Genomic DNA, 13,958 nt, shown 5'->3' with positions numbered 1-13,958 from the left:
TTTAGTCGCTGCACTCGGACTTCTGCAAGTTTGCTCGGTGTTTTCGCCGGTGGTGTTCCCCTAATCGAGGGTGACCAAGCATGCAAGAAAGCGTGATGCAGCGCATGTGGAACAGTGCCCACCTCTCCGGTGGTAACGCTGCCTATGTGGAAGAGCTCTACGAGCTCTACCTGCACGACCCTAACGCTGTGCCAGAAGAATGGCGCACCTACTTTCAGAAGTTGCCGGCTGACGGTAACTCTGCCACCGATGTTTCGCACTCGACGATTCGCGATCATTTCGTGCTGCTGGCAAAGAACCAGCGCCGCGCTCAACCGGTTTCTGCCGGCAGCGTGAGCTCCGAGCATGAGAAGAAGCAAGTTGAAGTGCTGCGACTGATCCAGGCCTACCGGATGCGTGGCCACCAGGCAGCCCAGCTGGACCCGCTGGGGCTGTGGCAGCGTCCTGCTCCTGCAGACCTGTCGATCACTCATTACGGCTTGACCAATGCCGATCTTGATACGACCTTCCGTGCCGGCGACCTGTTCATCGGCAAAGAGGAAGCGAGCCTACGCGAAATTCACGAAGCGTTGCAGCAGACATATTGCCGCACCATCGGCGCTGAATTCACGCACATCACCGATTCCGAGCAGCGCCAGTGGTTCCAGCAGCGTCTGGAAAGCGTTCGTGGCCGTCCGACGTACTCCGCCGACATCAAGAGCCACTTGCTCGAGCGCGTCACCGCCGGTGAAGGCTTGGAAAAATACCTGGGCACCAAATACCCAGGCACCAAGCGTTTCGGCCTGGAAGGCGGCGAAAGCCTGATTCCGATGCTGGACGAGCTGATCCAGCGCTCCGGTTCCTACGGCACCAAGGAAGTCGTCATCGGCATGGCCCACCGTGGCCGCCTGAACGTACTGGTCAACACCTTCGGCAAGAACCCACGCGAGCTGTTCGACGAGTTCGAAGGCAAGAAGAAGGTCGAGCTGGGTTCCGGTGACGTGAAGTATCACCAGGGCTTCTCGTCCAACGTGATGACCACAGGTGGCGAAGTCCACCTGGCCATGGCGTTCAACCCGTCCCACCTGGAAATCGTTTCCCCGGTGGTCGAGGGTTCCGTCCGTGCGCGCCAGGATCGTCGCAACGATCCGACCGGTGAGAAGGTATTGCCAATTTCCATCCACGGTGACGCGGCATTCGCCGGTCAAGGCGTGGTCATGGAAACCTTCCAGATGTCCCAGACCCGCGGTTTCAAGACCGGTGGTACGGTTCACATCGTCATCAACAACCAGGTCGGTTTCACCATCAGCAACCCGCTGGACTCGCGTTCCACCGAGTACGCAACCGACGTCGCGAAAATGATCCAGGCGCCGATTCTCCATGTGAATGGCGATGACCCGGAAGCCGTGCTGTTCGTGACCCAACTGGCCATCGACTACCGCATGCAGTACAAGCGCGACGTGGTGATCGACCTGGTCTGCTACCGTCGTCGCGGCCACAACGAGGCCGACGAGCCAAGCGGCACCCAGCCGCTGATGTACCAGCAGATCGCCAAGCAGCGCACCACTCGTGAGCTGTACGCCGAGCGCCTGACCCAGAGCGGTGTTCTGGATGCCGAGCGCGTCCAGGAAAAAGTCGATGAATATCGCAACGCCCTGGATAACGGCCTGCACGTTGTGAAGAGCCTGGTCAAGGAACCGAACAAGGAACTGTTCGTGGACTGGCGTCCTTACCTGGGCCACGCCTGGACCGCTCGTCACGACACGCGCTTCGATCTCAAGACCTTGCAGGAACTGTCCGCCAAGCTGCTGGAAATCCCGGAAGGCTTTGTGGTCCAGCGTCAGGTCGCGAAGATCTACGAAGACCGGCAGAAGATGCAAGCCGGCGGCCTGCCGATCAACTGGGGTTACGCCGAAACCATGGCGTACGCGACCCTGGCGTTCGAAGGTCACCCGATTCGCATCACCGGCCAGGACGTAGGCCGCGGCACTTTCTCGCACCGTCACGCGGCGCTGCACAACCAGAAAGACGCCAGCACCTACATCCCGCTGCAACACCTGTACAAGGGCCAGCCACGTTTCGACCTGTACGATTCGCTGCTGTCCGAAGAAGCCGTCCTGGCGTTCGAATATGGCTATTCCACCACCGAGCCGAATGCGCTGGTGATCTGGGAAGCCCAGTTCGGCGACTTCGCCAACGGTGCCCAGGTGGTTGTCGACCAGTTCATCACCAGCGGCGAGCACAAGTGGGGTCGTCTCTGCGGCCTGACCATGCTGTTGCCACACGGTTATGAAGGGCAGGGGCCGGAGCACTCTTCGGCACGTCTGGAGCGTTACCTGCAGCTGTGCGCCGAGCACAACGTCCAGGTTTGCGTACCAACGACCCCGGCGCAGATCTACCACCTGCTGCGTCGTCAGGTCATCCGTCCGCTGCGCAAGCCGCTGATCGTGCTGACACCGAAGTCGTTGCTGCGTCACAAACTGGCGATTTCCACGCTCGAAGACCTGGCCGAAGGCTCGTTCCAGACCGTCATTTCGGAAATCGATACCCTGGACGCAGCGAAGGTGACTCGCCTGATCCTGTGCAGCGGCAAGGTCTACTACGACCTGCTGGAAAAACGTCGTGCCGAAGGCCGCGAAGACATCGCCATCGTGCGTATCGAGCAGCTTTACCCGTTCCCGGAAGAGGACCTGATGGAGGCCATCGCGCCTTACACCAACCTCACCCATGTGGTGTGGTGTCAGGAAGAACCGATGAACCAAGGCGCGTGGTACAGCAGCCAGCATCACCTGCGTCGCAGCATCGGCAACCATAACAAGGCCCTGGGCCTTGAATATGCCGGCCGTGATGCGTCTGCCGCACCTGCTTGTGGTTATGCATCGATGCACGCCGAGCAGCAGGAAAAACTGCTGCAAGATGCCTTTACCGTTTAATGCCTTCGCGCACCTGAAACCGAATTTAAGGAACCACAGATAATGGCTATCGAGATCAAAGCCCCCACTTTCCCGGAATCGGTTGCCGATGGCACCATTGCCACCTGGCACAAAAAACCGGGCGACGCGGTCAAGCGCGACGAACTGATCGTCGACATCGAAACCGACAAGGTCGTGTTGGAAGTACTGGCCGAAGCTGACGGCGTCCTGGGCGCTATCGTCAAGAACGAAGGCGACACCGTGCTGTCCGCTGAAGTCCTGGGCTCCATCGAAGAGGGCGGTGCTGCCGCCGCCGCTCCAGCCGCCGCTGCCGCACCGGCTGCTGCTCAAGCCGACGCGCCTGCTGCCTCGGGCGAAGACGATCCAGTCGCCGCTCCGGCCGCTCGCAAGCTGGCTGAAGAAAACGGCATCAACATCGCTTCCGTTGCCGGTACCGGCAAAGGCGGTCGCGTGACCAAGGAAGATGTGGTTGCCGCCGTTGCCGCCAAGAAAGCCGCTCCAGCCGCTGCCCCGGCCAAGCCAGCCGCGCCTGCCGCTTCCGCGCCAGTGTTCGCTGCCGGTGACCGCGTTGAAAAACGCGTTCCGATGACCCGCCTGCGTGCCAAGGTCGCCGAGCGCCTGGTTGAAGCCCAGTCGAACATGGCGATGCTGACCACGTTCAACGAAGTCGACATGACCGAAGTCATGGCCCTGCGTTCGAAGTACAAGGACCTGTTCGAGAAGTCCCACAACGGCGTACGCCTGGGCTTCATGTCGTTCTTCGTCAAGGCTGCCACCGAAGCGCTCAAACGCTTCCCGGCCGTCAACGCGTCGATCGACGGTTCCGACATCGTCTACCACGGCTACGCCGACATCGGTGTTGCGGTCTCCAGCGACCGTGGCCTGGTGGTTCCGGTCCTGCGCAACGCCGAGCTGATGAGCCTGGCCGAAATCGAAGGCGGCATCGCCACCTTCGGCAAGAAGGCCCGTGACGGCAAGCTGTCCATCGAAGAGATGACCGGCGGTACGTTCACCATCACCAACGGTGGTACATTCGGTTCGATGATGTCGACCCCGATCGTCAACCCGCCGCAAGCGGCTATCCTGGGCATGCACAACATCCTGCAGCGTCCGATGGCGATCAACGGTCAGGTCGTGATTCGTCCGATGATGTACCTGGCTCTGTCTTACGATCACCGCCTGATCGACGGCAAAGAAGCCGTGACGTTCCTGGTAACCATCAAGAACCTGCTTGAAGACCCGGCTCGTCTGCTGCTGGATATCTGATTTTCGCCGCGAGGGCCGGTCTGTCGACCGGCCTCTTGCTGAAACAACCGGTTTCGTCCCTCGACGGTCATCACAAGTGATCGTCCGGTTTGATTCGAAAAGGAATGACTCATGACTCAGAAATTCGACGTGGTAGTGATTGGTGCGGGCCCTGGTGGCTACGTAGCGGCCATCAAGGCTGCGCAACTGGGCCTTACCACTGCCTGCATCGAGAAATACACCGACAAGGAAGGCAAACAGGCCTTGGGCGGTACTTGCCTGAACGTCGGTTGCATTCCTTCCAAGGCGCTGCTGGACAGCTCCTGGAAATACAAGGAAGCGAAAGAAAGCTTCAACGTTCACGGTATCTCTACCGGTGAAGTGAAAATGGACGTCGCCGCGATGGTTGGCCGCAAGGCTGGCATCGTCAAGAACCTGACCAGCGGTGTCGCCACCCTGTTCAAGGCCAACGGCGTGACCTCCATCGAAGGCCACGGCAAACTGCTGCTGGGCAAGAAAGTCGAAGTGACCAAGCCGGACGGCTCGGTTGAAGTGATCGAAGCCGAAAACGTCATCCTGGCGCCAGGCTCGCGTCCGATCGATATCCCGCCTGCTCCAGTCGACCAGAATGTGATTGTCGATTCCACCGGCGCCCTGGAATTCCAGACCGTGCCAAAACGCCTGGGCGTGATCGGCGCTGGCGTGATCGGCCTCGAGCTGGGTTCGGTATGGTCGCGCCTGGGCGCTGAAGTGACCGTGCTCGAAGCCCTCGACACCTTCCTGATGGCCGCCGACGCCGCGGTTTCCAAGGAAGCGCTGAAGACCCTGACCAAGCAAGGCCTGGACATCAAACTGGGCGCCCGCGTGACCGGCTCCAAGGTCAACGGCGACGAAGTCGTGGTGAACTACACCGACGCCAACGGCGAACAGACCATCACCTTTGACAAGCTGATCGTGGCCGTCGGCCGTCGTCCAGTGACCACCGACCTGCTGTCCGCCGATTGCGGCGTGGAAATCGACGAGCGCGGTTTCATCGCGGTCGATGACCATTGCGCAACCGCCGTACCTGGCGTCTTCGCCATCGGCGACGTGGTTCGCGGCATGATGCTGGCCCACAAGGCTTCCGAAGAAGGCATCATGGTCGTCGAGCGCATCAAAGGCCACAAGGCCCAGATGAACTACGACTTGATCCCATCGGTTATCTACACCCACCCGGAAATCGCATGGGTTGGTAAAACCGAGCAGGCCTTGAAAGCCGAAGGCGTTGAAGTTAACGTCGGCACCTTCCCGTTCGCCGCCAGTGGCCGTGCCATGGCAGCCAACGATACCGGTGGTTTCGTGAAAGTCATCGCCGATGCCAAGACGGATCGCGTATTGGGCGTTCACGTCATCGGCCCAAGCGCTGCCGAGCTGGTCCAGCAAGGCGCGATCGGTATGGAATTCGGCACCAGCGCCGAGGACCTGGGCATGATGGTCTTCTCCCATCCGACCCTGTCCGAAGCCTTGCACGAAGCGGCCCTGGCTGTGAATGGCGGCGCCATCCACGTGGCCAACCGCAAGAAGCGTTAATAGATAATAAGAAACCACGGCGGTATCGGCCCGTCGTGAGCCTTGCGCGCAAGACTCACCGCGGAATGTCCGCTGGACGCAGTCTTGCGTAGCAGCACCGGTTGACCGGAACGCTACGCAAGCAGCAGTCACAGGTGGTGCGGCACCACAACGGTGCAGCACCGAATGCGCAGTACCTAACGAAGACGGTAATAAGCATGAATCTTCACGAGTATCAGGGTAAGCAGCTGTTCGCTGAGTACGGCCTGCCAGTATCCACCGGCTACGCTGTAGACACCCCGGAAGCGGCAGCAGAAGCTTGCGACAAAATCGGCGGCAGCGAATGGGTCGTCAAAGCCCAGGTTCACGCCGGTGGTCGCGGTAAAGCGGGCGGCGTCAAGCTGGTTCGCAGCAAAGAAGACGCCAAAGCCTTCGCACAGCAGTGGCTGGGCAAGCGTCTGGTGACCTACCAGACCGACGCCAACGGTCAGCCAGTCACCAAGATCCTGGTTGAATCGTGCACTGATATCGCTAAAGAGCTGTACCTGGGCGCTGTCGTTGACCGTTCGAGCCGCCGCATCGTGTTCATGGCTTCCACCGAAGGTGGCGTGGACATCGAGAAAATCGCTCACGACACCCCTGAGAAAATCCTCAAGGCCACCATCGATCCACTGGTTGGCGCACAGCCGTTCCAGGGTCGCGAGCTGGCATTCCAGCTGGGCCTGGAAGGTAAGCAGGTCACTCAGTTCGCCAAGATCTTCGTAGGCCTGGCCAAGCTGTTCCAGGACCACGACCTGGCACTGCTGGAAGTGAACCCGCTGGTGATCAAGGCCGACGGCGATCTGCACTGCCTCGATGCCAAGATCAACATCGACGCCAACGCCATGTACCGTCAGCCTAAGCTGAAGACTTTCCACGATCCGTCGCAAGACGATCCGCGCGAAGCGCACGCTGCCAAGTTCGAACTGAACTACGTAGCCCTGGAAGGCAACATCGGCTGCATGGTCAACGGTGCCGGCCTGGCCATGGGTACCATGGACATCGTCAACCTGCACGGCGGCAAGCCAGCCAACTTCCTCGACGTGGGCGGCGGTGCTACCAAGGAACGCGTTACCGAAGCGTTCAAGATCATCCTGTCCGACACCAACGTCGCTGCAGTACTGGTCAACATCTTCGGCGGCATCGTTCGTTGCGACATGATTGCCGAAGGCATCATCGGCGCCGTGAAAGAAGTCGGCGTGAAAATCCCGGTTGTTGTTCGCCTCGAAGGCAACAACGCTGAGCTGGGCGCTAAAGTACTGGCAGAAAGCGGTTTGAACATCATCGCTGCTACCAGCCTGACCGACGCTGCTCAACAAGTCGTTAAAGCTGCGGAGGGCAAATAATGAGCGTCCTGATCAACAAAGACACCAAGGTTATCTGCCAGGGCATTACCGGTTCGCAAGGTAGTTTCCACACCCAGCAAGCCATCGAGTACGGCACCCAGATGGTTGGCGGCGTAACTCCGGGCAAGGGCGGCACCGAACACCTGGGCCTGCCTGTCTTCAACACCGTGAAAGACGCCGTAGCGGCCACTGGCGCCACCGCCAGCGTGATCTACGTTCCAGCTCCTTTCTGCAAGGACTCCATCCTTGAAGCAGCGTTCGGCGGCATCAAGCTGATCGTTTGCATCACCGAAGGCATCCCGACCATCGACATGCTGGAAGCCAAGGTCAAGTGCGACGAACTGGGTATCACCCTGATCGGCCCTAACTGCCCAGGCGTGATCACTCCAGGCGAATGCAAGATCGGCATCATGCCAGGTCACATTCACTTGCCAGGCAAGGTCGGTATCGTTTCCCGTTCCGGTACCCTGACTTACGAAGCCGTGAAGCAGACCACTGACGCCGGTTTCGGTCAGTCGACTTGCGTCGGCATCGGCGGTGACCCGATCCCAGGCTCCAACTTCATCGACATCCTGAAGCTGTTCCAGGAAGACCCGAAGACCGAAGCGATCGTCATGATCGGTGAGATCGGCGGTTCCGCTGAAGAAGAAGCCGCTGCCTACATCAAGGCCAACGTGACCAAGCCGGTTGTTTCCTACATCGCGGGTGTGACTGCTCCTCCGGGCAAGCGCATGGGCCATGCTGGCGCAATCATCTCTGGCGGCAAAGGCACTGCAGACGAGAAGTTCGCTGCGCTGCAAGACGCAGGCGTGAAAACCGTGCGTTCGCTGGCAGACATCGGCAAGGCCCTGGCCGAGCTGACTGGCTGGGAAATGAAGAAGTAAGCTTCGGCTGACTTTTTTGTTTCAGCAACAAAGGCCACCTTCGGGTGGCCTTTGTCGTTTCTGGCATTGGGTCGCGTTTGCCCTTGTGCGAACCCGGTTAACCGGAAAAATAGATACGTAAACGCGACACAGAAACGTCGTGTATCGGATAGTTCGCCCTGTAACAGTGCGTTTTTCCGCCAAATTCGTTAGTCTGGCGGCCAATTTTGCGACCGCGGCCCACAAGGCGGCGATGCGCTCAACGGGTCGATCCCATACGGATCGGCAGCATTTCCCTCACCCTTCAGGGAAATCCCTCTCTAAATTCCGATTCAGTAGTGTGGTTTCCTTAATGAAAGTGTTGAAAGGTCAGGACATCCTGGCGCTTGGTTTCATGACATTTGCCCTGTTCGTCGGGGCCGGCAATATCATCTTCCCGCCTATCGTTGGTTTGCAGTCCGGGCCTCATGTCTGGATGGCGGCGTTGGGCTTCCTGATCACTGCGGTTGGGTTGCCGGTGATCACCGTCGTTGCGCTGGCGAAAGTCGGTGGCGCGATGGACGCGTTGAGCAGCCCAATCGGCAAGATTGCCGGTGGCTTGCTGGCGGCAGTCTGCTACCTGGCGGTCGGCCCGCTGTTCGCCACGCCCCGAACCGCCACCGTATCGTTTGAAGTAGGCCTGGCGCCGCTGACCGGCGAAAGTCCGTTGGCGCTGTTTCTCTATAGCGCGGTGTACTTCCTGCTGGTGTTCTTCATTTCGCTCTATCCAGGGCGCCTGCTCGATACCGTCGGGCGCTTTCTCGCGCCGCTGAAAATCATCGCCCTGGCCGTGCTCGGCATCGCTGCGTTTGCCCTGCCCGCAGGCGATATCGGCGTGGCGACACCCGAGTACGTGGCGGCTCCGTTTTCCCAAGGCTTCATCAATGGTTACCTGACCATGGATACCCTTGGCGCTCTGGTGTTCGGCATTGTTATCGTCAACGCCATCCGTTCTCGGGGCGTCGAGTCGCCGGCCTTGATCACCCGTTACGCCATCATCGCCGGGCTGATTGCCGGTGTGGGGCTGGCGCTGGTTTATGTCAGCCTGTTCCGCCTGGGCTCCGGTAGCCACGAAGTGGCGGTGGGCGCGACCAACGGCGCCGCTGTGTTGCACGCCTACGTACAGCACACCTTCGGCAGCCTGGGCAGCGGCTTCCTTGCGGTGTTGATTTCCCTGGCATGCCTGGTGACCGCCGTCGGCCTGACCTGCGCCTGCGCCGAGTACTTCAGCCGTGTACTGCCGCTGTCCTACAAGACCTTGGTGATCATCCTCGCGGCATTTTCGCTGCTGGTGTCCAACCTGGGCCTGACCAAGCTGATTGCCTTCTCGATCCCGGTCCTGACTGCGATCTATCCACCTTGTATCGCGCTGGTGGCCCTGAGCTTCTGCAAGGATTTCTGGCACGAGCAAGGTCGGATTGTCGGCCCGGTCATGCTGGTGTCGTTCCTGTTCGGCTTGATCGATGCGCTCAAGGGGGCAGGGCTGGCGGATTGGATGCCGGCGCAACTGGCCCATCTGCCGTTGAGCGAGCAAGGCCTGGCGTGGCTGGTGCCTTCGGTCATGACCCTGGCGGTCGCTGTGGTGTGCGATCGGTTGCTGGGCAAGCGCAGCGAAGCCTTGGCTTAAGCGTCTCGCTGCAGCTCACCGATAAGACCGAAATGCCCCGTATCAGTCGATACGGGGCATTTTTTTGCCCGCGGTGTCTCCCACAGGGTTCGCTGATACTATTGCCACCGATTTTGTTTCTGCCACAGGGAATTGCATGTCATTCATCCAAGCCAACCTGATCCATCTTCTGGCCGCGGTATGGTTCGTCATCTGCTGGGCCGGTTATACCCGGTATGCCTCTTGGAAGGCTCGCGACACGGCATGCCTGGCCAGCGTTATGCATTTGTACCGTGAAGACTGGATGCGACGCATGTTGCTGCGCGACAACCGCATCGCCGACGCCAGCGTGATCGGCAACCTGGAGCGCAACGCGTCGTTTTTTGCCTCCAGTACATTGATTATCCTGGCGGGTATCCTGACGGTGCTCGGAGCGTCTGATCGAGCGGTTTCGTTGCTGGCTGACCTGCCGCTGGTGCAGCAGGCCTCCCAAGGCATGGCGGAAGTGAAGCTGCTGTGTCTGGCGTTGGTGTTCGTCTATGCGTTCTTCACGTTCAGCTGGTGCATGCGCCAATACAATTTCGCCGCCGTCCTGGTGGGGTCGGCGCCGATGATCGGTGAGCGGCACGTGTCCGAGCTTGAGCGCAAGGCCTTTGCTTCGAGGGCGGCGCGGGTTATTTCCATGGCGGCCAACCAGTTCAACTTCGGTTTGCGTTCCTATTATTTCGGCATGACCATGTTGGCCTGGTTCGTCAGCCCGTGGTTGTTCATGTTGATGAGCGCCGGCGTGGTCTTTGTGTTGTATCAGCGCGAGTTCCATTCGGACGTGCTGGACGTCATGGTCTATACGCCTACCGAGGCGCCAGCGCCCGAAACCGGCAAGGAAACCGCCTGACGGCGTGACTCGTTGAATCGCAGGCAAAAGAAAACCCGCACCAGGCGGGTTTTCTTTTACTGCTAAAACCGTATCAGTTGGTTTTAGGCGCGTCGGCAGGGGCTTGTTCCTGTTGCGCGGCATTGTTCGATTCAGCCTGATCTTTGGCGGCTTCGGCGTTTTCTTTCGCCGCGTCGTTCACTTTATCCTGTGCTTTGTTCATGTCTTGCTGAGCTTGTTCAGCGTGTTGTTGGGCATCTTGAGCCTTGTCCTCGGATTTTTTATCGCAGGCAGCGAGACCGAGAGAGGCGGCCAACATCAAGGCAATAGCTAAAGTCTTACGCATGGGGTGTTTCTCCTTATGGATATAACTACTGGCCTTTTGAACCGTGCCCTCAGGGTTAAGTTCCTCTCGCTCGTTAGATATATAACTTTGCACACCGATGGAACTTTGCCGGGTGCACCTGAAAGTCCCTGAAGGAGTTATCGGTCAATGGCTGAAGATCCCGTTTTTGAGCGCGCGACCCGCTTTTTATCGGCGCTCAGGCATTGCCACGTGCTGGGCATCAAACTGCACAGCGCCAGTCGCGATGGGTTGACCCTGGAGTTGCCCTACAGCGCGCATCTTGTCGGCAATCCCCTGACGGGCATTGTCCATGGCGGAGCGCTGACTTCATTGATGGACACCGCCTGCGGCATGTCGACCTTATGTGTACTGCCGCAATTCGAAGTCTGCCCGACATTGGACCTGCGCATCGACTACATGCACGCTGCCAGGCCCAACAAGGCCATCTATGGTTTCGCCCAATGCTATCGGGTGACGCCGGATGTGATTTTCAGCCGGGGATTTGCCTATCAGGATGATCCCGAGCAGCCCATTGCCCACGTTGTGGGTACTTTCATGCGCCTGGGCGACAACGCCCGAGGACTCAAGGGAGGCGGCCCCACGGCTGCCGCGCTGACACCATGACCGAGCTTACCGAGGTGCAACTGCGCCAGGCTTGCGAGCAGGGTGACGTCGCGATGCTGCTGGCTTCGATTCCCTATGCGCGGCTCATCGGCGTCGAATGCACCCGCCAGGGTGATGATCTGCTGTTTCGCCTGCCGGCCAATAAAGACAACATCGGTAACCCTTTACTGCCCGCTATCCACGGCGGGGTCATCGCCGGATTCATGGAGCTGTCGGCCGCCGTTCATCTGCTGATTGCCACCCGTGCGACCGGTGTGCCGAAGATCATCGATTTTTCCCTGGATTACCTGCGTGCCGGGCAGTTCCGCGACACCTTTGCCCGGTGCCAGGTCTGGCGCCAAGGGCGGCGCGTGGCCAACGTGGCGGTCACGGCCTGGCAAGAGTCCGAAGCCGAACCCATTGCCACCGCCCGTGCCCATTTCAAGATCCCGGCGCCCTCCAGGCCGAGCGGCCCTTGAAATCATCAACGTTGCCCCCACCTTGTGGACATCCCGCCGCCATTCTCTGCGAGGCGGACACCACCATCCACTTGGAGTTTGATGACCATGAGCGTGGAAACTCAAAAGGAAACCCTGGGCTTCCAGACCGAGGTGAAGCAACTGCTGCACCTGATGATTCACTCGCTGTATTCGAATAAGGAAATTTTCCTCCGCGAGCTGATTTCGAACGCCTCCGACGCTGTCGACAAATTACGTTTCGAAGCGCTGTCCAAGCCAGAACTGCTGGAGGGCGGCGCCGAGCTGAAAATCCGTGTGAGCTTCGACAAGGACGCGAAAACCGTCACCCTCGAAGACAACGGTATCGGCATGAGCCGCGACGAGGTGATCACGCACTTGGGCACCATCGCCAAGTCCGGCACCGCCGATTTCATGAAAAACCTGTCTGGCGACCAGAAGAAGGATTCCCACCTGATCGGTCAGTTCGGCGTCGGATTCTATTCCGCGTTCATCGTTGCCGATCACGTTGAAGTGTTCAGCCGCCGTGCCGGCCTCGCCCCGAGCGAAGGCGTGCACTGGTCCTCCAAGGGCGAGGGCGAGTTTGAGGTCGCGACCATCGACAAGGCCGATCGCGGCACCCGCATCGTCCTGCACCTCAAGTCTGGCGAAGACGAGTTCGCCGATGGCTGGCGCCTGCGCAACATCATCAAGAAGTACTCCGACCACATCGCGCTGCCGATCGAGCTGCCGAAGGAAGCCACCGCTGCCGAAGGCGAAGAAAAGCCCGAAGTGGAATGGGAAACCGTCAACCGCGCCAGTGCCTTGTGGACCCGTCCGCGCACCGAGGTAAAGGACGAGGAATATCAGGAGTTCTACAAGCACATCGCCCACGATTACGAAAATCCGCTGAGCTGGAGCCATAACAAGGTCGAAGGCAAGCTGGAATACAACTCGCTGCTGTACGTGCCGGCCCGCGCGCCGTTCGACCTGTACCAGCGCGAAGCGCCACGTGGCCTGAAGCTTTACGTGCAGCGCGTGTTCGTAATGGACCAGGCCGAATCGTTCCTGCCGCTTTACCTGCGCTTCATCAAGGGTGTGGTGGATTCCAATGACCTGTCGCTGAACGTTTCGCGGGAAATCCTGCAGAAAGATCCGATCATCGACTCCATGAAGTCGGCGCTGACCAAGCGCGTGCTGGACATGCTGGAGAAACTGGCGAAGAACGAGCCCGAGCAGTACAAGAGCTTCTGGAAAAACTTCGGCCAGGTCATGAAAGAAGGTCCGGCCGAAGACTTCGCCAACAAAGAGAAGATCGCCGGCCTGCTGCGCTTTGCCTCGACCCAGGGTGAGGATGGTGAACAGATCGTTGGCCTAGCCGACTACCTGGCTCGCGCCAAGGAAGGACAGGACAAGATCTACTACCTGACCGGCGAGACTTATGCACAGGTCAAGAACAGCCCGCACCTGGAAGTCTTCCGCAAGAAAGGCATCGAAGTGCTGCTGCTGACCGATCGCATCGACGAGTGGCTGATGAGCTACCTCAACGAGTTCGACGGCAAGAGCTTCGTCGACGTGGCCCGTGGCGATCTCGACCTTGGCAACCTGGATTCGGAAGAAGACAAGAAAGCTGCCGAAGAAGTCGCCAAGAGCAAAGAAGGCCTGGTCGAGCGGATCAAGACTGCCTTGGGCGAAGCCGTCAGCGAAGTGCGGGTTTCCCACCGCTTGACCGATTCCCCGGCGATCCTGGCCATCGGTGAGCAAGACCTCGGTTTGCAGATGCGCCAGATCCTCGAAGCCAGCGGACAGAAAGTCCCGGACTCCAAGCCGATCTTTGAATTCAACCCGGCCCACCCGCTGGTGGAGAAGCTCGACAACGAGCAGAACGAAGAGCGTTTCGGCGACCTGTCGCACATTCTCTTCGACCAGGCGGCCCTGGCGGCTGGCGACAGCTTGAAAGACCCGGCTGCGTATGTACGTCGCCTGAACAAGCTGTTGGTTGAACTGTCAGCTTGATCAAGTGAGACAAAACCCGCTTCGGCGGGTTTTGTCATTTCTGGTGTTGAGTCAAAGAGGAGTCCG

General features: G+C 59.4%; 11 protein-coding genes. 10 read left to right on the top strand and 1 reads right to left on the bottom strand.

Going from position 1 to position 13,958, the window contains the following annotated elements:
* The first annotated feature begins 80 nt into the window (after positions 1 to 80).
* The 7 genes from J3P81_RS17670 to J3P81_RS17640 all read left to right on the top strand — a co-directional run bounded on the left by J3P81_RS17670 (position 81) and on the right by J3P81_RS17640 (position 10,493).
* On the top strand, positions 81 to 2,912 hold the full coding sequence (locus J3P81_RS17670; protein WP_420766934.1) for a 2-oxoglutarate dehydrogenase E1 component: 2,832 nt from the start codon (positions 81 to 83) through the stop codon (positions 2,910 to 2,912).
* Between the two features lie 42 nt (positions 2,913 to 2,954).
* On the top strand, positions 2,955 to 4,178 hold the full coding sequence (odhB, locus tag J3P81_RS17665) for a 2-oxoglutarate dehydrogenase complex dihydrolipoyllysine-residue succinyltransferase (RefSeq protein ID WP_420766933.1): 1,224 nt from the start codon (positions 2,955 to 2,957) through the stop codon (positions 4,176 to 4,178).
* Positions 4,179 to 4,289: 111 nt separating this feature from the next.
* The gene (gene lpdA / locus J3P81_RS17660; RefSeq protein WP_434560075.1) at positions 4,290 to 5,726 is read left to right on the top strand and encodes a dihydrolipoyl dehydrogenase; all 1,437 of its coding nucleotides are present in this window, start codon (positions 4,290 to 4,292) and stop codon (positions 5,724 to 5,726) included.
* Between the two features lie 197 nt (positions 5,727 to 5,923).
* On the top strand, positions 5,924 to 7,090 hold the full coding sequence (gene sucC / locus J3P81_RS17655) for an ADP-forming succinate--CoA ligase subunit beta (protein ID WP_003179235.1): 1,167 nt from the start codon (positions 5,924 to 5,926) through the stop codon (positions 7,088 to 7,090).
* On the top strand, positions 7,090 to 7,974 hold the full coding sequence (sucD, locus tag J3P81_RS17650; RefSeq protein ID WP_039594137.1) for a succinate--CoA ligase subunit alpha: 885 nt from the start codon (positions 7,090 to 7,092) through the stop codon (positions 7,972 to 7,974). The genes sucC and sucD overlap by 1 nt, the downstream gene beginning before the upstream one ends.
* Before the next feature lie 331 nt (positions 7,975 to 8,305).
* On the top strand, positions 8,306 to 9,619 hold the full coding sequence (brnQ, locus tag J3P81_RS17645; protein WP_434560073.1) for a branched-chain amino acid transport system II carrier protein: 1,314 nt from the start codon (positions 8,306 to 8,308) through the stop codon (positions 9,617 to 9,619).
* Positions 9,620 to 9,755: 136 nt separating this feature from the next.
* Positions 9,756 to 10,493 carry a DUF599 domain-containing protein gene (locus tag J3P81_RS17640; RefSeq protein WP_420766930.1) on the top strand — a complete coding sequence of 246 codons (738 nt, stop codon included), beginning with the start codon at positions 9,756 to 9,758 and terminating at the stop codon, positions 10,491 to 10,493.
* Between the two features lie 73 nt (positions 10,494 to 10,566).
* Here the strand turns inward: J3P81_RS17640 and J3P81_RS17635 are convergent, their stop codons facing one another.
* Complete coding sequence (locus J3P81_RS17635; RefSeq protein WP_420766929.1) at positions 10,567 to 10,818, bottom strand: hypothetical protein; 252 nt, start codon at positions 10,816 to 10,818, stop codon at positions 10,567 to 10,569.
* Between the two features lie 147 nt (positions 10,819 to 10,965).
* Between J3P81_RS17635 and J3P81_RS17630 the strand changes: the two genes are divergently transcribed.
* From J3P81_RS17630 to htpG, 3 genes are all read left to right on the top strand, one after another.
* Entirely contained in the window at positions 10,966 to 11,442 is a 477-nt protein-coding gene (locus J3P81_RS17630; protein WP_434560070.1) for a PaaI family thioesterase, read from the top strand.
* Positions 11,439 to 11,900, top strand: coding sequence for a PaaI family thioesterase (locus tag J3P81_RS17625; protein WP_434560068.1), 462 nt, complete (start codon positions 11,439 to 11,441; stop codon positions 11,898 to 11,900). Before J3P81_RS17630 ends, J3P81_RS17625 begins: the two co-directional genes overlap by 4 nt.
* Before the next feature lie 87 nt (positions 11,901 to 11,987).
* Complete coding sequence (gene htpG, locus J3P81_RS17620) at positions 11,988 to 13,892, top strand: molecular chaperone HtpG (RefSeq protein WP_420766926.1); 1,905 nt, start codon at positions 11,988 to 11,990, stop codon at positions 13,890 to 13,892.
* Positions 13,893 to 13,958 lie beyond the last annotated feature (66 nt).

This window comes from Pseudomonas sp. R1-6, from assembly GCF_051132115.1.
Lineage (GTDB): Bacteria > Pseudomonadota > Gammaproteobacteria > Pseudomonadales > Pseudomonadaceae > Aquipseudomonas.
This window is presented reverse-complemented; position numbering and strand designations above follow the sequence as displayed.